Source organism: Bradyrhizobium sp. 604_D8_N2_3 (assembly GCF_051810765.1).
Taxonomy (GTDB): Bacteria; Pseudomonadota; Alphaproteobacteria; order Rhizobiales; family Xanthobacteraceae; genus Bradyrhizobium; species Bradyrhizobium barranii.
This window is the reverse complement of the sequence record NZ_JBPWPM010000001.1, coordinates 1015670-1032870: the sequence shown is the minus strand read 5'-3', so window position 1 is coordinate 1032870 and position 17201 is coordinate 1015670. Positions and strand designations below refer to the sequence as shown.

The 17201-nt window shown below is 62.5% G+C and carries 18 protein-coding genes and 1 tRNA gene; 14 read left to right on the top strand and 5 right to left on the bottom strand.

The window, feature by feature from the left end; translation table 11 throughout:
* Positions 1 to 128 precede the first annotated feature (128 nt).
* Positions 129 to 1049 carry a DUF427 domain-containing protein gene (locus AB7245_RS04865; RefSeq protein ID WP_135214666.1) on the top strand — a complete coding sequence of 307 codons (921 nt, stop codon included), beginning with the start codon at positions 129 to 131 and terminating at the stop codon, positions 1047 to 1049.
* Positions 1050 to 1160: 111 nt separating this feature from the next.
* Positions 1161 to 1478, top strand: a complete 318-nt coding sequence (locus AB7245_RS04860) for a hypothetical protein (protein ID WP_071916798.1) — start codon at positions 1161 to 1163, stop codon at positions 1476 to 1478.
* A 29-nt stretch (positions 1479 to 1507) separates the two neighbouring features.
* Here the strand turns inward: AB7245_RS04860 and AB7245_RS04855 are convergent, their stop codons facing one another.
* Entirely contained in the window at positions 1508 to 2503 is a 996-nt protein-coding gene (locus AB7245_RS04855) for an AraC family transcriptional regulator (protein ID WP_135216232.1), read from the bottom strand.
* Between the two features lie 130 nt (positions 2504 to 2633).
* On the opposite strand from AB7245_RS04855, the gene AB7245_RS04850 reads away from it, so the two are divergent.
* Both AB7245_RS04850 and AB7245_RS04845 read left to right on the top strand, forming a co-directional pair.
* A complete protein-coding gene (locus AB7245_RS04850; protein ID WP_439033912.1) occupies positions 2634 to 3170 on the top strand; it encodes a carboxymuconolactone decarboxylase family protein in 537 nt (178 codons plus the stop codon).
* A 45-nt stretch (positions 3171 to 3215) separates the two neighbouring features.
* Positions 3216 to 3725, top strand: a complete 510-nt coding sequence (locus AB7245_RS04845; RefSeq protein ID WP_439033911.1) for a YkgB family protein — start codon at positions 3216 to 3218, stop codon at positions 3723 to 3725.
* Positions 3726 to 3799: 74 nt separating this feature from the next.
* Here AB7245_RS04845 and AB7245_RS04840 read toward each other — a convergent pair whose 3' ends face one another.
* Complete coding sequence (locus tag AB7245_RS04840; RefSeq protein WP_135216233.1) at positions 3800 to 4687, bottom strand: LysR family transcriptional regulator; 888 nt, start codon at positions 4685 to 4687, stop codon at positions 3800 to 3802.
* Between the two features lie 125 nt (positions 4688 to 4812).
* Between AB7245_RS04840 and AB7245_RS04835 the strand changes: the two genes are divergently transcribed.
* The 5 genes from AB7245_RS04835 (at position 4813) to AB7245_RS04815 (ending at position 9317) form a co-directional block, all read left to right on the top strand.
* The gene (locus tag AB7245_RS04835) at positions 4813 to 5916 is read left to right on the top strand and encodes an NADH:flavin oxidoreductase (protein WP_085403487.1); all 1104 of its coding nucleotides are present in this window, start codon (positions 4813 to 4815) and stop codon (positions 5914 to 5916) included.
* Between the two features lie 594 nt (positions 5917 to 6510).
* A complete protein-coding gene (locus tag AB7245_RS04830; protein ID WP_063980866.1) occupies positions 6511 to 6807 on the top strand; it encodes a putative quinol monooxygenase in 297 nt (98 codons plus the stop codon).
* A 113-nt stretch (positions 6808 to 6920) separates the two neighbouring features.
* A complete protein-coding gene (locus tag AB7245_RS04825) occupies positions 6921 to 7646 on the top strand; it encodes an alpha/beta fold hydrolase (RefSeq protein ID WP_085403485.1) in 726 nt (241 codons plus the stop codon).
* A 55-nt stretch (positions 7647 to 7701) separates the two neighbouring features.
* Complete coding sequence (locus AB7245_RS04820; RefSeq protein WP_135216235.1) at positions 7702 to 8628, top strand: MBL fold metallo-hydrolase; 927 nt, start codon at positions 7702 to 7704, stop codon at positions 8626 to 8628.
* A gap of 320 nt (positions 8629 to 8948) precedes the next feature.
* Positions 8949 to 9317: a hypothetical protein gene (locus AB7245_RS04815; protein ID WP_085403483.1), complete on the top strand. Its 369-nt coding sequence runs from the start codon at positions 8949 to 8951 to the stop codon at positions 9315 to 9317.
* Between the two features lie 206 nt (positions 9318 to 9523).
* Here the strand turns inward: AB7245_RS04815 and AB7245_RS04810 are convergent, their stop codons facing one another.
* A complete protein-coding gene (locus tag AB7245_RS04810) occupies positions 9524 to 10276 on the bottom strand; it encodes an SDR family NAD(P)-dependent oxidoreductase (protein WP_014498385.1) in 753 nt (250 codons plus the stop codon).
* Positions 10277 to 10371: 95 nt separating this feature from the next.
* Here AB7245_RS04810 and AB7245_RS04805 point away from each other — a divergent pair, with 95 nt between their 5' ends.
* Positions 10372 to 10683 (top strand): ArsR/SmtB family transcription factor, encoded by a 312-nt coding sequence (locus AB7245_RS04805; protein WP_085403482.1) that lies wholly within the window; start codon positions 10372 to 10374, stop codon positions 10681 to 10683.
* Positions 10684 to 10875: 192 nt separating this feature from the next.
* On the opposite strand, the gene AB7245_RS04800 is transcribed toward AB7245_RS04805, so the two are convergent.
* Positions 10876 to 11757, bottom strand: a complete 882-nt coding sequence (locus AB7245_RS04800; protein WP_135216236.1) for a PhzF family phenazine biosynthesis protein — start codon at positions 11755 to 11757, stop codon at positions 10876 to 10878.
* A gap of 263 nt (positions 11758 to 12020) precedes the next feature.
* Between AB7245_RS04800 and AB7245_RS04795 the strand changes: the two genes are divergently transcribed.
* The 3 genes from AB7245_RS04795 to AB7245_RS04785 are packed head-to-tail and all read left to right on the top strand — an operon-like array spanning position 12021 to position 15140.
* A complete protein-coding gene (locus tag AB7245_RS04795; protein ID WP_085403480.1) occupies positions 12021 to 13070 on the top strand; it encodes a type III polyketide synthase in 1050 nt (349 codons plus the stop codon).
* The gene (locus AB7245_RS04790; protein WP_085403479.1) at positions 13067 to 13585 is read left to right on the top strand and encodes an isoprenylcysteine carboxyl methyltransferase family protein; all 519 of its coding nucleotides are present in this window, start codon (positions 13067 to 13069) and stop codon (positions 13583 to 13585) included. The genes AB7245_RS04795 and AB7245_RS04790 overlap by 4 nt, the downstream gene beginning before the upstream one ends.
* 46 nt (positions 13586 to 13631) lie before the next feature.
* On the top strand, positions 13632 to 15140 hold the full coding sequence (locus tag AB7245_RS04785; RefSeq protein ID WP_085403478.1) for a DHA2 family efflux MFS transporter permease subunit: 1509 nt from the start codon (positions 13632 to 13634) through the stop codon (positions 15138 to 15140).
* Between the two features lie 199 nt (positions 15141 to 15339).
* Here AB7245_RS04785 and AB7245_RS04780 read toward each other — a convergent pair.
* Positions 15340 to 15416 (bottom strand) — tRNA-Met (locus AB7245_RS04780).
* Between the two features lie 315 nt (positions 15417 to 15731).
* On the opposite strand from AB7245_RS04780, the gene AB7245_RS04775 reads away from it, so the two are divergent.
* Positions 15732 to 17177: a coniferyl aldehyde dehydrogenase gene (locus AB7245_RS04775; RefSeq protein WP_439033910.1), complete on the top strand. Its 1446-nt coding sequence runs from the start codon at positions 15732 to 15734 to the stop codon at positions 17175 to 17177.
* Positions 17178 to 17201 lie beyond the last annotated feature (24 nt).

Sequence of the window (17201 nt, the reverse complement as noted above, 5' to 3'; positions counted from 1 at the left end):
TGGTGCGATGACCTGTAACCAAGGCCGGGCCGCGAACGAAATATAGCCGTCGGATCGCGCCGGCGAAGCCAAGCACGGGTCGGAACAGGTCCGCCACCGACCGACGGTGCGCTGCAGGGAGAGATCAGTTGGGACTGTCCTGGCAACAAGGCCCGTTTTCAACGGGAGCAATCGGCCGCTTTCTCGTCCCCGAGCAGCTGCCCAAGCGACTCCTGTACGTCGAACCGTTACGCCGCCGCCTCCGCGTGCGCTTTGGGGGAAGCTGGGTCGCCGATAGCGAGCGGGTGCTCCTCCTTTTCGAACCGGGCCATTATCCCGTGGCCTATTTCCCGGAGGCCGATGTTTCCCCACATGTGCTGGAACGCACCGAGCACATCACTCAACACGCCGATCTTGGGCCGACGTCCTGGTACAGCGTTCGGGTCGACGAGCAACACATCGCGGCGCGAGGAGCATGGCGGCACACCAACCTGCCCGCCCATGCAGGCGATTTGCAGGGTCTGATCGCTTTTGCCTGGCGGGCCATGGATGCCTTCTACGAGGAAGACGAACGCATCGTGGGCCATGCCGCCGATCCCTATCACCGCATCGACATCCGCCAGACCGCTCGTAACCTCGTGGTCAACCACCAGGGCCGGGTCATCGCCGATACAAAGCAGCCGCTGGTCCTTTACGAGTCCGGCTTTGCACCCCGTTGGTATGTTCCACGTGCCGACATCGATGAGGCTGCCCTCACTCCGGTAAAGCTCCAGACCTTCTGCCCGTACAAGGGCCTCTGCAGCTATTACTCCATCGGAGACGCGCGCCAGGCGGCATGGTCGTATCCCGACGCCTATCCCGAAGTCCGCCGCATCTCCAATTTTGTATCGTTCGAGCCGGACATCGTGACGGTCCATCTCGATGGCACGCAGCTGCGTCTCGAACCCGGTCAATTGGTGGTTCCACACGGCCCCGATCGCAATCTTGACATCGCCGAGGTGGTCGCCGAGCCAGCGCCTGGTGGCCGGCCCGCTGAAGCGGCAACCAGTCCCCTCCATCGACGCGCGTGAGACGAACGAGCATATCTTCGAGATCGCGCGGCATTCAGCCTTTCGCGTCCACGACTATTGTGGCCCTCAACGGAGCCGCTCATCCCGAGCCTCCACTACGGGAGCGCCACAATGTCCCATCGTTCGAACCAGACACGCTCGATCCGCTCCGCTTTTGCGGGCCTTCTCCTGATCGGCTTGCTGTCGCCCGCACATGCCTCCGACCGGAACAGCTCTCTCGACGCCCTCCCCGATCTGCCGTCGCGGGCCGCCGCGCGTTTCGCCTCGGCCGAGCCGACGTCGCGCCTGCCCTGGCTCGCTCCGGTCGGCCACCGTCAGCCGAGCCGGGCCGATGCGCCTCAATCAGATGCTCTGTCGGCCTGGGAGCGTGAGCAGCAGCAGCGCGATCAGATGCTGGATCGCAAGCTCATCATCTGCCGCGGATGCTGAGCTAGCCCGGCCACCTCACGCTCGCCTGCCTAGGCATTCTCGCCAGCCGATGCCGTCTCTGCGCTCTTCGCCAGCTCCAGCTCGCCAATCGTCGCAGGCGACTGCGCAGCCTTTCGCCATTGCGCGGGAGTGATGCCCATGTGGCTCTTGAACGCCCGCTGGAATGCCGCCTCGGACAGATATCCGACCGCTTCAGCCACCGCTCCGGTCGAGAGCGAGGATTTCCTCAGTTCGTTCGTTGCCAGCGTCATGCGGATGTCGGTCAACAGCTCGCTCGGCGAACGTCCGACCTTCTCCTGGAATTGACGAGCGAGTGTCGCACGCGACATGTTGGCGAGCTGCGCGAGCTCGGGCAGCGTCCATGCGCGCGCGGGCGCGTTGAACATGGCCGCGACGACCGGCGCGAGGCGTGGGTGACCTGCGAGCGCAAGCAGCCCGCGTGGCGCGTCTCCGGTCTCGCTGGCGAGGCGCAGCACGAGCGCGAACATCGCCGTCGACAACGCGTTCAGCATCGCGCGGCCACCCAGCTGATCGTCTGCGGTCTCGCCGCGCATCAAGGCAACGAGACCCGCGAGCTGCCCCGCCGTGTCCCGCTCTCCGGCCTGCGCGCCGGCCCTCACGATCAGCACCGGCGGCAGATAGTTGCGCAGCAGCCGGTCGTGCGGCGGGGCGATCGAAAAATGTCCGCACAGCAGATCGAGCCGGGCGTCCGAGCCGGGATTCTCGCTGATCGTGAAGTTGAGTGACGCGCGGTTGCGGGCCTTCAGCGGCGCGGCTCCGCTGCCGTCGTGCATGACGTGCCGGGGGTTGCGCGGCAGCAGCAGAATGTCGCCGGCCTCCAGTAGCAACGGCCGGCCTCCCGCCGGATCGTCCAGCACCGCCGAGCCTACGAGCACCGCATGGTACGGGATCTCGTTGACCTCGCCCGGCCCCTGCTCGATCCGCCAGGGCGCGCCGTAGGAGCAGCGCAGGTCCAGACGGCCGCGCACCGGCATCATCTCGAACAGCCGGCTCAGCCAATCCATCGTATTCGCCTCTCAGTACGTCATTTGAGACGATTGAGCATATATACAAGCCTATAAAGCATTCAACATCTCACATCGCGACCCTACTGTCACTCCGCAATCGTTCACCACCCCAACACGGAGTGCCATCATGTCCCGACTTTCCGTCCCGAACCTCGAAACTGACGCCGGCCCCTCCGGCCAGGTCTATGCCCAGATCAAGAAGGCCATCGGCAGCGTGCCGAACACCTTTGCGGCCATCGCCGCCCATGGCCCCGCTGCGCTCAAGGCCGTGCTCGCTGCCGACACCGTGCTCGCCTCCGGCGGACTGACCAAGTCCGACAAGGAGATCATCAAGCTCGTCATCAGCGAAGCCGCCGGCTGTGACTATTGTGTCGCCGCCCACAGCCATCTCGCAAAGCTCGTCGGGCTGGCGCCGGAGATCCTGAAGCAGATCCGCGATGGCCGGCCCACCGGTGATGCCCAGCGTGATGCGCTGGTCGCTTTCGTCGACAAGCTTGCGCGCACCAGCGGCACCGTCAGCCACAAGGATTTCGTCGCGATCAAGGCCGCCGGCTACAGCGACGCGCAGCTCGTCGACATCAGCCTCGCCTTTGCCACCACCGCGTTCACCAACGTCTTCAACCGCATCAACGATACCGAGATCGACTTCCCGGCGCTCGCCTAACGCGACGGCCGCCACGTCGCTCATCTCACATCAGGGATCACGACCATGACCACGCTTGCCAACACCCACACCGCCCAAAATCCTCTCGTCCGCGCCCTGCAGGGATCCGGCCTGCTCGCGGAAGATCTCGACTACCATGTCGTCCGCGCCTCGATGGTGATCATGTTCTTCTTCTTCGGTTACCAGAAGTGGTTTCCGTACGAATTCGAACGGTTGGTCCCGTTCATCAGCAACGGCCCGTTGATCTGGTGGCTCTATCCCGTGTTCGGCCATGCCGGCGCCAGCTATTTCCTCGGTGTCTCCGAATGGACCTTCGGCGGGCTGCTGCTCGCGGGCTTCTGGAGCCACCGGCTTGGCGTGCTCGGCGCCCTCGGCTCGACCGGCACCTTCATCGCGACCGTCACGATCATTCCCTTCATGCCGGAGGGCTGGGACCTCGCCGCGGGAGGCTTCCCCGCGATGACGGGCAACGTGCCCTTCCTGATGAAGGAGGTCGTGCTGCTCGCAGTCTCCTTCTATCTGCTAAGGCAGGATCTGGTTCGCCTGACGCGGTAACAGGTTGCATTCTGCCCAGGGCGACGCGTCGCCGGCGAGCTTTCCCGCTCGCCGGCGATGGCACGTCGCGACGATCACGGCAGTGTGCCCGCAAGCAGCCGCTTTCGCAGAGCATCAATGAACGCTCTTACCCGGACGGGCATTTGCGCGCGAGTCAGGAAAACCGCCCATATCCCAAGCTCGACCGGCGCGGCATCCGCCAGAACGATACGCTTCAACTCTCCGCGTTCAATCTGCTCGTACACATCCCAATAGGTCATCATGGCGACCCCCACGCCCGCAAGACAAGCCGCTCGAACAGCGTCGACTGTGCTGGCCGACAGCGGGCCGGCGATCCGGATCTGCTCCAATTCGCCTCCACGTACGAACGGCCAGGTCTCCATCGCATGAAGCTTGATGCAGGGGTGGCTCACCAGATCGCCCAAGGTTGCCGGTTCGCCGAAGCGAGCGATGTATGCTGGCGATGCGCAGAGGATGTAGGGATTGTCGGCGAGCCTTGTCGCGATCATGTCGGAAGGCTTCATCGGCGCCACTCGGATCGCAACGTCGAGACCCATCGAAGCGATGTCGACGCGATCGTCGCTCAGGACAAGATTGACCCGAAGCGCCGGGTTGTCCGCGATCAGCCCGGCCACGACGGGTACGATGACCGCATGGCCGATGACGTTCGGTGCGGTGACCTTGAGCACACCTGAGAGGCCCGAGCCGGCGGACGCCACGGACTCGAATGCTGAATCGCGGGCGGCTATCAGGGCGGCGGCGTGAGGCAAGAAGGCCTCGCCCTCAGGGGTGAGCGACAGTGAGCGCGTGGTCCGATGAAACAGGCGCGCGCCGAGCTCAGCTTCAAGCGCTGCGAGCCTTCGACTGACCAACATTGGCGTGGTGCCCATCTCTCGCGCCGCAGCGGACAGGCTACCGGCGGTCACGATGCTGCGAAACAGGGCCACATCTGCGAAATCCATTTTATAACGATAATTGATAAAGTGCTTAGCTTCCAGCCGGACTTCTGTCGGCTCACGGCAAGCTCTAGATCGATTTTCAGCAAGGGAGGCGACTCCCGAAGGTAAAGGCCCTGGAGATTCAGATTATGGACAACGAAGCGAAGGCGCTTTTCACGCCAATCGATATAAACGGCCGTACCGCAAAGAACCGTCTTGCTGTTGCGCCAATGACGCGCATCACGGCGACCCAGGACGGACGGGCCACCGAAACCATGACGCGATACTACGAGCGGTTCGCGCGAGGCGAGTTTGGAACGGTCATCACCGAAGGCATCTACACAGACCAGGCGTTCTCGCAGGGCTACGTCCATCAGCCCGGCATGACCGACGACGTGCAGGCCAGGGCCTGGAAGCCGGTCGTCAACGGCATCAAGGCGCACGGAGCGGTGGCCATTGCTCAGATGATGCATGCCGGAGCGATCAGTCAAGGCAATCGCTTTCGCGACAGCACGGTGGCGCCGTCTGCCATTCAGCCCAAGGGCGAGCAGATGACATTCTATCACGGAAAGGACCGCTACATGCTGCCGGCAGCCATCACGGAAGAGCAGATCGCCGACGCCATTGCTGGCTTCGCGGGCTCGGCCGCGCGAGCGATCCACATCGCCGGGTTCGACGCCATCGAGATTCACGGCGCCAACGGCTACCTGCTCGACCAGTTCCTGACCGACTACGCCAACAGCAGAACCGATCGCTGGGGCGGCACCACGGAGAACCGCGTGCGGTTAATCGTGGAAACCTTCAAGGCGGTGCGCGCGAAGGTCGGAAGCGCGGTGCCGGTCGGCGTCCGCATCTCGCAAGGCAAGGTGAACGACTATCATCACAAATGGGCGGGTGCGGAGCGTGACGCCGAAATCATCTTCGGCAGCCTCGGCGATGCCGGCGCCGACTTCGTCCATGTGACCGAGTTTGAGGCGTGGAAGCCCGCTTTCGCCAAGGCCGGCCCGTCATTGATGCGCCTCGCCAAGCGCTACGCCCCCAAAGCGACGATTTTCGCCAATGGCAGCCTGCACAACATCGAGCAGGCGGTGGCTGCGCTCGACGATGGCGCCGATGTCGTCACGATAGGCCGCGGGGCCTTGGCGAACCCCGATCTGCCCAAGCGTCTGTTGGACCGCAGCTCTCTGGATGAGTTTGACCCTGCGATCCTCGGCCCCATCGCTGACATCAAGGACACCGAACTGATGATGTGAGCGCGTCCCGCGACGTCGATGCCGAGGGCCGACGCTCTGAAGATCGTGCACGCATCGAAAGGAGCGATCATGACGGACGCGATCTCCGATGCCTCGGTGGCGTTGTCGCTCATGCTGGAAGCATTGCGCATGCTCGATGGGCCCGAGCATTCGAAGGCTGCGGCCCACCTTCGAGCAGCCATCGAGCAGCTATCGCCTCACGCCGCGCAACACTTGCTTCCACCTCTCGGTGAGGCTCCGAGCAGGTCCTAAGTCGTCATCGGGCGTGTAACCGCGACGACCTCATTCATCGTTTCGGCACCGCTCATCTCACCGCACGACCCGTGAAGACGGCAAGGCCGTGATGGTCGAGGCCGCCTGTGATTTTGTAAAAAGACTTCAGATATAACGCATATGAATCTCAATATTAATTCTTGATCACGACTCGCGACCGAAGATCATAACTAAACCAAGTAATTGAAATTACGCATATATATTATTCGCTTCGGTCACGACAAAGCGAACCAATCCCACGCGTTCTTTGGTGTGTTTTTATAAAAACACATTTTACATAGAGACGTCCAACAGTCGGATGTAATCGAAAGGATCAATGGCATGGCCAAGTTCGCCTTCTTCGTCGAGTTGAAAGCCAATCGGGGCAAGGAAGCGGAAGTCGAAGCTTTCCTGAAGCAGGGCGCCGCGATGGCGAAGGCAGAGGCCGGAATAGCGGCGTGGTACGGGCTCAAGGAAGAGGAGCCGGGACGCTACGGAATCATCGACACGTTCAATGACGAAGTTGGACGAGACGCGCATTTGAACGGCGAACTTGCAAAGGCGCTGTTCGCGAAGGCAGGCGAGCTGTTTTCCGAAGCTCCCAAGGTGCACCGGCTTCACGTCATCGCCCAGAAATAGAGCGTCTTACCGAGGCTCTTCGCTGCAAGGCAGATGATGAGCTTGGGCGGCGCGACTTAACGAACACTTCAGCGAAGCGACCTCCTCCCGAATTCTCCCGAAAAGGACTCACGATGAACCAGGAATCGCCCAAGCCCACTGTCGTCCTTGTGCACGGGGCCTTCGAAGACGCGTCGATCTGGAATGGAGTGATTGAGAGGCTCCAGCGCGACGGCTACCCGGTCGTCGCCTTCGGCAATCCGCTGCTGGGCCCGGCAATCGACACCGCGTACCTGCGCAGCCTGTTGGACAAGATCCACGGGCCCGTGATCCTAGCGGCCCACTCCTACGGCGGGGCCGTCATCACGCAGGCCGGGGACGACCCCAAGGTCAAGGGCCTTGTCTACGCGGCCTCCATCATGCCCGCGGTCGGGGAGGCCGCAACCCATTTGCTCGAACGGTACCCCGGCAGCACATTCCCCACGTCCGTCGAGCCGACCACGTACACCCTGCCCGACGGGACCAGCGGCACGTATCTCCTCTACCAGCCCGACAAGTTCCACAGCAACGTTGCCGCCGACGTGCCCGCGAGCGTGGCCGCCCTGATGCTCGCCGGCCAACGCCCCATGAACCTGGCGGCCCTGACCGAACCGCTGACATCCGCAGCATGGACGAGCAAGCCGAGCTGGCAAGTCAGGCCCCTGCAGGATCGCGCCATTCCGGTCGACGAATACAAGTTCGAAGCCGATCGCGCCCACTCCACCGTCATCGAGGTGAACGCTTCGCACGCCGTCCCCGTCTCCAACCCGGACGTCGTGGCTGACGCAATCAAACAGGCCGCCCGCGCAGCAGCGAAGTAACGGCGTCCGCAAAGCGTGGTCGCTTGGCATCATTCAAACAGGGAGGACCCATCCGATGACGCAGGACGGTGAGCAAGAAGCAACGCCGCCCTGGGATGCGGCTCGGGTGAACCTCACATCGAACGAACTGGCCCCCGGCGTTTTCGCGGTCATGCCTGACGACGTGTTCGAGAAAGACCACGTCGCCACCACCGCCGGCTTCGTGATCGGCGAACGCAGCGTACTCGTCGTCGAGTCAATGCTGAATGGCGATCTCGCCGCGCAGCTTATCGGGCTCGTACGTCAAGTGACGTCGAAGCCGATCCGCTTCCTCGTCAACACCAGCTATCACGGTGACCATGCCTACGGGAATTACCTGTTCCCCGACAGTACTGTCGTGATTCAGCATCCGGCGACCAAGCGCTACATGGAAGAAAGCTTCGAGGACGATCGCCGTTTCATGATCAGCCTCATGGGCAAGGGGAAGGGCATTGAACGCGTGCAGGCACGCGCCGCTGACATCACCGTCCCCGACATGATTAGCGTCGATCTTGGCCGCCGCATCGTCGAGGTCCGCCACTTTGGGTTCGCGCAGACGCCAGGCGATTTGGTCATATGGACGCCAGACGCGAAGGTGCTTTGGGTCGGTAACATGATCCAAGCACCGTCTCCGGCGCTTCCGTGGCTCCTCGAAGGGCGGCACAAGGAGACGATGACGACCCTTGCCCGCGTGCGCGACTTCCTGCCGGAAGACGCGACCATCATTCCCGGCCACGGCCGGCCGATGCGTCCCGCGGACATCGAATTCCCGCTTCGCTATCTTCGCGAGCTCGACAGCGCCGTGCGCACGGCGATCGCAGAAGGCCGATCGATCGAGGCCACGCTCGAGGCGGTCGCAATGGCGCACTACGGTGAGTACAGCCTGTTCGATTGGGCGCACAACTCCGTCAACGTGCCCGCCGCCTTCCGCCACCTGCAAGAGCCGGGCGGCGGAGTGGCCTAGAGGAAGATGCATCGGGGTCGACCGCGAGCCTTGAGCATCTCGTCGCGTTCGCAACCCTATCGATGTAGCTGATGTTACATCGATTTTTCAATCGCATCGCCGGGAGAACGTCGGCACGCCGACGTGTGAACGCAGCAGCGATCGAAGCGCTTGCTGTGTGCATCACCTCATTGTCGGCTCGCAAGGCAACCCCTTTCGCTGATAGACACGGGATCGGAGGCAGCTTTCGCCATGGAGCAGTTCGACTCGCTCCGAATCTTCCGGACCGCAGGTCAGAAAGCGACTGCGGATTGGTCGGCGCAAGGAAGTCTGCCCCCGTTGTGGTCTTCGCCCCTTGGGCGATCAATTTGCGGGAGCAACCCTTGGCGAAAGGGTTACAGGAAGGGGAAATCAAGCAGGAGCTGCAAAATGGCGGGCACCTGCGCAATGTCCTCATCATCACCAAGACGATTGAGGGTATGGCCGAACACCTGGCCTATGTTCGGCCGAGCTGGCGACGCGAATTCCTGCCGCTGCGAACCTGGGGCGACAAGGAAGATCGTACCTACAAGGATCTGGACCGGCTGCTCGTGCTTCTCCGCGACGACTTCGGCTATCGGGGCTTCATTGGGCTCTACATGGATTGTGATCCCGATCTCGTGCGCTATCGCGCGCTTTCGGAAAGCGAAGAGGCCGACGACAAGCCGTAAAGTTCGGATCCGACGGTGCCGCTGCCTCACTGCGAGGCTCGCGGTGACATCAGGACTCTCACCCGCAGAATAAAAATGGCTCGCTTGATGCGAGCCATTTTCTCATCGGGACCGGTGAAGTCCGAACGTGGCGGCGGGATACACTACCGCGACCATGCTGGGACGACGCCGTTCAGCAATTTCGGGCCGCCAGGGCACGTCGCGCGTCAGCGAAGGCCGCCGGTGACGTGAAGTGTCTCGCCCGTGACGTAGGAGGCTTCGTCCGAAGCGAAGAAGGCCACCGCGGCAGCGATCTCCTCAACCTTGCCGATGCGGCCGAGCGGGGTGGTGGATTCGATCCAGTTGCGCATGTCGCCCTCGTGCAGGCCGGCGGACACGACGCCTTCGGTGGCGATCATGCCCGGATTGACGGCGTTGACGCGGATCTTGCGCGGCGCAAGCTCCTTCGACAGCACGGAGGAGATCGCATCCACCGATGCCTTCGTCGCGGTGTAGACGGCGGTATTCGCCGGCGCGATGGTCGATACGCCGGAGCTGATGTTGATGATGCTGCCCCCGTTGGGATTGAAGTGCTGCACCGCTTCCCCCGAAATCAAGAGAAGCCCGAGCACATTGAGGTCGAAATGCTTGTGGAAATGCTCAGGCGTGATGGCCTCGAGCGCCGCGAACTCGTAGATGCCCGCGTTGTTGACGAGGATGTCGATCGCACCGAACGCCTTCACGGTCTCGGCGACGACGCTCTTCACGTTTTTGGCATCGGCCAGGTTGCCGTGGACGGCGACGGCTTTGCCACCCTTGGCGATGATGGCGGCGACCACGCGGTCGGCGGCCTCTTTGCTGGCGCTGTAGTTGACGGCAACCGCCGCACCCTCGGCCGCAAGCCGGGCGGAGATTTCGGCACCAATGCCTTTGGATGCGCCGGTCACGAGCGCAACTTTGCCTTCGAGTCTCTTGGTCATCGCATGTCTTCCGTTGTTCGGCGGGATGCCGATATTCAATAGTTCAATACTAGTGAACTATTGAATGAGTTCAAGGGACGTGCTATATTTTGGACATGGTGCAGTTCGTTCACCCATCGCAGGACGAGATTACACTCGCCGGGGTGCTTGGAGCTCTCGCGGATCCGATGCGGCTGCGCATCGTCAAAAGCCTGGCCGCGCAAAACGATTGCATGTCGTGCACCGAGGCGGCGCCTTGCCCCGACATGGCGAAGTCGACCCTGTCGAACCATTTTCGGATCCTGCGGGAGGCCGGCCTAATCCGGACGTCAAAGCAAGGCGTCCAGCACCGCAACGTTTTGCGCGAAGAGGACATCAACGCGCGGTTTCCGAAACTGCTGAAAATGATCCTGAGCTTTCCAGACTGAGGGCATTCGCGCACGACAGATTTGTGGAGCGCGCAAGGTATCGGCTGATGTTGCCACCGGGCGTGTCCCAAAACAAAAATGGCTCGAGCTTCCGTCTCGGCGCAGCGCGTTGCCCGGCGTTCGCGCCATGATCGATTTTCTGGCTACAGCGCCGAAGGCCCAGGTCTAGCGCGCCGTCTCTAAGCCGACCTGCTAGGGCTGCAAGACATGTTGCTCCGCGCGCGTGACGGAGCCTCCAAGCAGGCAACCTACGGGCCGGCTGTCAGCGAAGCCGAGCCGCACCCGGATCTCGGACAACGACCCCATCGCCCGGCCCTGCATGATGGTGATCCGCGCGCTGTTGCGCTCGACCAGGCCGTTCTTGAGCAGTCCGAACGCGAGCGCCGCGGCGGCAATGCCGGTGGCAGCATCTTCCGGGTAGCCTGATGACTTCGGAAACTGTCGCGCCTCGAAGCGCCGTTCGCCCTGATGTTCGATGGCGTAGGGGTAAAGTCCGGTGGACCCGATCCGCCCGCAGCACGCCTCGATCTGCGCCGGGTCCGGCACCAGCTCATTGAGCTCGCGGACGCCCTTGATCGGGATGAGCGTCTTCACGCGCGACGTGACGGCGTTCTGCACCGGCATATCAAGCAGATCGCGGCGCGACAGCTTGAGCGTCGACAGAACGTCCTCCTCTTCGGCACGCGAGAGATCGACGACCTTGCCGACAGGCTGGCTGATCTCGACGGACGGTTCGCCCGAGTCCACACGATCGACATAGCCCGTCACCGATCCGCTGCGTGTCTCGATGCGGACCTGTTCGCCCGGCAGGCGCCCCTTGGTCGCGAGGACCCAGAGCGCGCCGATGGTCGCGTGACCGCACATTTCCATCTCGTGTCGCGGAACCCAGAACCGGAAGACGTAGTCAGAGTCGAGTCCCGGCGCCGGCAGGACGAAGCCCGACTCATGCCCGAAGTGCCGGGCCACCGACTGCATCCCCGCAGCAGTCAGGTTCGATGCATCGATGACAATTGGACAGGGGTTGCCGCCGCGCCCCGTGTGGGTGAACACGTTGACAAGGTCGATCTCGGTCATCGGATAGCTCGCTTCATGGAGTGCGCGACGGCGTCAACGATCGCGTTGGCAACGGTTTGATGGATCATGGTCAGATTCTGACGGCGCTCGAATGCCTCGCTGGGCGGAAGCGACAACCTCTGCATGTCGAATCCAAACCTGGGAAGTCGTAACGCTATTCAAGTTTTAGTGACATGTCCGGCTAGATCATTTCTTACAAGCGTCGAAATATTTGCACCGCGCCGATGTTTCTTATGCTGATGACAGCAACACCAGGATCCCCGATGCCCCCGGCTGCGCTGGTCTCCCTGGCGACGTCGGTGCCTCCCCACGTGTTTTTGCAAGAGGACGTGCTGACGGCGGCATGGGATGTCTTCGGCGCCCGCTTTCCCGAATTCGAACGGTTCTCAAGCATTTTCTCGAATACCGGCATAGTCAAGCGTCACGGCGTCAAGCCGTTCGACTGGTATCTCGAACGACGAGGCTGGCCCGAACGCACCGAGGCCTTTCTCGAGGGAGCTGAAGCGCTATTTGTCGATGTCGCCGAGAAGGCGCTGGCGAGCGCGCAACTTGCCGGCGGCGAGGTCGACACTGTCGTGACCGTCTCTTCCACGGGAATCGCGACACCAAGTCTCGAGGCGCGCGTTGCTCGCCGGATGGGCTTCCGGTCCGACACGATGCGTGTACCGGTGTTTGGTCTTGGCTGTGCGGGCGGGGTTTCGGGTCTATCGATTGCGTCGCGCCTCGCCCAAGCCCGCCCTGGCACCAACGTGCTACTGGTCACGATCGAGCTCTGCTCACTCGCACTTCGCCTGGACGAACTTACGAAGGCCAACATCGTCGCCGTCAGCCTGTTTGGCGACGGTGCTGCTGCAATCGTGTTGCGCGCGGGCGATGGCGGTGCGACGCAGATCGAGGCTGCCGGCGAACACCTTTGGCCGGATACGCTTGGCATCATGGGATGGAGTGTCGATCCGGAAGGATTCGGCGTCATCTTTCGCCGCACCATACCTGACTTCGTCACGAGGCATTTCAACTCCGCCGTGACCGAAATTCTTTCCAGAATGCGTCTTTCAGTGGAAGACATTGACCGGTTCATCTGCCATCCCGGCGGCGCGAAGGTGATCTGTGCATTGGAAGGCGCGCTCGCGCTCGACCAAGGAACGCTTTCCCATGAACGACAGATTATCGCCGACTTTGGTAACATGTCGTCACCCACAGTATTGTTCGTGCTTGAGCAGGCTCGCGCGAAAGGGCTGCCGGCGCGCTCACTGTTGACGGCGCTCGGACCCGGCTTCACCGCGAGCTGTGTCACGCTACGGCACACTGCGTGACGTTTGCTGAACTCATTCTCGGCGCCATCACGCTGCAGCGCGTCGGCGAGCTCGTGATTTCGCGCGCTAACACTCGAAAGCTCCTGGCCCGCGGCGCCGTCGAGGTGGCACCCCGGCATTATCCGTTGATCATCACGGTTCATGCCGCCTGGCTGTTGTCGCTGTGGGTGTTCGGCCGCGACCAACCGGTGAATGTCGTTGCCCTGGCCGGCTATCTTATCCTTCAGTGCCTTCGCTTCTGGGTCATCTGGACGCTCGGCTCACGATGGACGACGCGGATTATTGTTCTGCCCGAACAGCCGCTCGTGTCAGCGGGACCCTATCGATTTCTGTCGCATCCCAACTATGCCGTGGTTGCCGGCGAGATTGCCGTGCTCCCTTTGGTTCTGGGTCTGCCGCTGCTGGCCATCGTCTTCACCATCCTCAACGCCGCGGTTCTCGCGATCCGCATACGGGCCGAAAACCTCGCCCTCGCCGCATCCCGTGAGACATTGTACGTAGCGCATAATGACTGAACGGGTTACCGAGCCGAGTGCAGCTACGTGGCTTGGCTTCGTCCTGATGTGCCTCGGCATGTTCATGGCGATCCTCGACATTCAGGTCGTCGCCACTTCGCTACCCACGATCCAGAGTACACTCGCCATATCGCGAGAGGCGATGAGCTGGATTCAAACCGCGTATCTGATCGCCGAGATCATCGCCATTCCACTGACCGGGTGGCTTACGCGCGTTCTGACGCTGCGATGGCTGTTCGTTATTGCGATCAGCCTCTTTACCCTTGCCTCCATCGGCTGCGCGTTCAGCAGCAGTTTTACGACGCTTGTCAGCTTCCGCGTGCTTCAGGGTTTCGCTGGCGGCGTACTGATTCCGGCGGTTTTTTCCGCTGTCTTTCTGCTGTTTCCGATCCGTTTGCATCCCGTTGCCACCACCATGGCCGGCATTATGGCCGTGCTGGCGCCCACGGTCGGGCCGGTGGTCGGTGGCTGGATCACCGACACCTGGTCCTGGCATTGGCTGTTTCTGATCAATGTCGCTCCCGGGGTGGTCGCCGCACTCGCCACGCCAATGCTGCTGCCGCGCGAACGACCCCGGCTTTCTGATCTGGCTACACTCGACGTGCCGTCTCTCGGACTTCTTGCGGTTTCGCTTGCATGCCTGGAGATCGGTCTGAAGGAAGGCCCGCAACGCGGGTGGCTTTCTCCATTCTGCTCCATCCTGATCGTCTTGAGTGCTGCCGCGGCAACCGTCTTCGCCATCCGAACACTCAGGGCCGCGCATCCAGTGGTCGAACTGTCGACATTTAGATCGCGCTCGTTTGCGATCGGTTGCGCATTGAGCTTCTTCCTCGGAGTTGGATTGTTCGGCTCGGTCTATCTCATGCCGGTCTTCCTCGCCTATGTTCGACATCATGACGCATTTGAAATCGGCACGATCATGCTCGTCACCGGCGTTGCGCAGCTTGCCACCGCGCCGATTGCGGGCCTGCTGGAAAGCAGGTTTGATCCCCGCTGGTTGTCGGCGGCGGGGTTTGGTCTGTTCGCGATCGGGCTGGGTTGCAGTGCATTCGAGAGCCGTGTCGCCGACTTCCAAGAAATGTTCTGGCCGCAAGTCTTGCGCGGCGTTGCGATCATGTTTTGCCTGCTGCCTCCGACCCGGCTGGCGTTGGGTTCGCTGACCGCATCACGGGTACCCGACGCAAGCGGCCTGTTTAACCTGATGCGAAACCTCGGGGGCGCAATCGGCATCGCGCTGATCGATACGATCCTTTACGGGCGCACCGGCGGGCACGCCGACGCTTTGCGCGAGCGCCTGATTGCGGGCGATGTGACTGCGGCTCAGGCAATCGGGCTTGACCTCACGCTGTTTACCCACCGCCCTCCGCAGGTCTCCGATGCCACGGTTGAAGCCTATCTGCGTCCCATGGTCGAAAAGGCCGCGTTCGCGCTCAGCGCCAACGAAGCCTGGGCCCTCCTCGCTTGCGTGGCGCTGCTCGGACTGTTGCTCATTCCGTTCGCGGCCGGTCCCTTGGAAGGCACTGATGAGAATTCTGGTGATGGCGCACTCAATTGAGTGGTGAATAGAGATCGCAATTGCCGCGACGCCCCGCCCAACCGGCGAAGTTCGGCGTGGTTCGCTTACCTATCTGAGGAAGGCCGCACTGACCGAGGGGCTCGTCGTGACCTGAGACGGTAGGTGCCCGCCCCACCAAACAAAAATGGCCCGCGTGACGCGGGCCATTTTCGTATCGGAACCGGTAAAAGTCCGAACTTGGTTGCGGGGATAGGATTTGAACCTATGACCTTCAGGTTATGAGCCTGACGAGCTACCGGGCTGCTCCACCCCGCGTTAAACCGTCGCTTTGCCTAGGCCAAGATGCCGGGGACGGTGGATGAAGTGGCCGGCGCTGTTCGCGTGGCTTGCTTCGTCCGTCCCAAAGGCTTCCTTGGAAGGCAACCCCGGGGCAAAGCCCCTCGGGTGCGAGGCGTATGTACCAACCCGGGCTGCCTTTGGAAAGGGCCGTGGGGACGTTTTTTTCGACTTTATGACAGTGAGTTGGGCCGATTTCCGGCCCGTTTGGTGCGCTCTTGCCAGAAGTTCCACAAAGGGCCAGCTTGCGGCAACAAAACGTGGGGGGCCAACGCCATTTTCAGGAGGAACGCCATGGACCAGCCCCTGGATAAGTCCCCGGCGGGCGCCCCGCTTCGGGCCCTCTACGAGGCCTTCCACGCCATGGTCGCGCGGGCGCGGGCCGAGCCTGCACCTGACCTGGCCGAGCGGCTCGACCGGCTGGCGCGGCTGCGCACTGTCGTCGCTGACAACGAGGAACGCTTCCGGCAGGCGATCTCGGCCGATTTCGGCCACCGCTCGGCCGTCGAGACCACCATCGCCGAGACGATGCTGGTGTTCTCCGAGATCCGGCATGCGACCAAGCACCTGAAGAGCTGGATGGCGCCGCAGCGCGTGGCCACCGCGCTGCAATTCCTGCCCGCGCGCAACCGCCTGATCCCGCAGCCGCTCGGCGTCGTCGGCATCATCGCGCCCTGGAATTATCCGCTCCAGCTCACGCTTGCGCCCGCGATCGGCGCGATCGCCGCAGGCAACCGGGTCATCATCAAGCCAAGCGAACTCTCGCCGCACTTCTCAGTGGTGCTGAAGGAGACGGTGGCCGCGAAATTCGATGCCACCGAGCTACTGGTGACAGGCGTCGAGGACGAAATCGCAAAAGCCTTCGCACACCTCCCCTTCGACCATCTCGTCTTCACCGGCTCGACCCGGGTCGGCCGGCTGGTCGCGGAGGCCGCCGGGCGCAATCTCACGCCCGTAACGCTCGAGCTCGGCGGCAAGTCGCCGGCGATCATCGACGCCTCCGCCGCTCTCGAGGAGGCGGCCGAGCGCATCGCCTACGGAAAGCTGCTCAATGCCGGGCAGACCTGCATCGCGCCGGACTATGTGCTGGTGCCCGAGCGCTCGTTGCAGGCCTTCGCCGAAAAAGTACGCGCGCAGATGCGGCGCATGTTCGGCACCGATCCGGCCAACAAGGACTACACCTCCGTCATCTCCGACCGGCACTATGCGCGGCTGGAAAATCTCGTCGCGGACGCCGCCCAGCGCGGCGCAAAGATCCTGCAACCGGCGAGAGCAGACGATCCGAACTGGAAAGCACACCGCAAATTCCCGCCGACACTGATCGTCGGCGCGACCGAGGCGATGGCGGCGATGCAGGAGGAGATTTTCGGCCCCATTCTGCCGGTGCTGGGCTATCGCGATCCGGCGGAGGCGATCGCTTTCGTCAATGCCCGCGACCGGCCGCTCGCGCTCTACTGGTTCGGAAAGGATCGCGCCGCCCGCGACGAGGTGCTGTCACGCACGATCTCCGGCGGCGTCACCGTCAACGACTGCCTGTTCCACTTCGCGCAAGCCAACCAGCCGATGGGCGGCGTCGGCGCATCCGGCACCGGCGCCTATCACGGCGATTGGGGCTTTCGCACGTTCAGCAAACTGAAGCCGGTGTTTTATCGCTCCAAGTTCAACCGCCTCGCCGACCTCTATCCGCCCTACGGCGGCAAGATCGCGCGGCTGGAGAAGTTGATGCGGTTCATGTCGTAGCTTGCGTCAACACCGTCATTGCGA

Coding starts and splice junctions, on each gene's coding strand:
- AB7245_RS04855 (WP_135216232.1), bottom strand. CDS start 2,503: ATGGATTGGCTGAGCCGGCTGTTCGAGATGATGCCGGTGCGCGGCCGT.
- AB7245_RS04835 (WP_085403487.1), top strand. CDS start 4,813: ATGGACAACGAAGCGAAGGCGCTTTTCACGCCAATCGATATAAACGGC.
- AB7245_RS04800 (WP_135216236.1), bottom strand. CDS start 11,757: ATGACCGAGATCGACCTTGTCAACGTGTTCACCCACACGGGGCGCGGC.
- AB7245_RS04820 (WP_135216235.1), top strand. CDS start 7,702: ATGACGCAGGACGGTGAGCAAGAAGCAACGCCGCCCTGGGATGCGGCT.
- AB7245_RS04775 (WP_439033910.1), top strand. CDS start 15,732: ATGGACCAGCCCCTGGATAAGTCCCCGGCGGGCGCCCCGCTTCGGGCC.
- AB7245_RS04850 (WP_439033912.1), top strand. CDS start 2,634: ATGTCCCGACTTTCCGTCCCGAACCTCGAAACTGACGCCGGCCCCTCC.
- AB7245_RS04845 (WP_439033911.1), top strand. CDS start 3,216: ATGACCACGCTTGCCAACACCCACACCGCCCAAAATCCTCTCGTCCGC.
- AB7245_RS04785 (WP_085403478.1), top strand. CDS start 13,632: ATGTGCCTCGGCATGTTCATGGCGATCCTCGACATTCAGGTCGTCGCC.
- AB7245_RS04825 (WP_085403485.1), top strand. CDS start 6,921: ATGAACCAGGAATCGCCCAAGCCCACTGTCGTCCTTGTGCACGGGGCC.
- AB7245_RS04840 (WP_135216233.1), bottom strand. CDS start 4,687: ATGGATTTCGCAGATGTGGCCCTGTTTCGCAGCATCGTGACCGCCGGT.
- AB7245_RS04805 (WP_085403482.1), top strand. CDS start 10,372: ATGGTGCAGTTCGTTCACCCATCGCAGGACGAGATTACACTCGCCGGG.
- AB7245_RS04810 (WP_014498385.1), bottom strand. CDS start 10,276: ATGACCAAGAGACTCGAAGGCAAAGTTGCGCTCGTGACCGGCGCATCC.
- AB7245_RS04795 (WP_085403480.1), top strand. CDS start 12,021: ATGCCCCCGGCTGCGCTGGTCTCCCTGGCGACGTCGGTGCCTCCCCAC.
- AB7245_RS04830 (WP_063980866.1), top strand. CDS start 6,511: ATGGCCAAGTTCGCCTTCTTCGTCGAGTTGAAAGCCAATCGGGGCAAG.
- AB7245_RS04860 (WP_071916798.1), top strand. CDS start 1,161: ATGTCCCATCGTTCGAACCAGACACGCTCGATCCGCTCCGCTTTTGCG.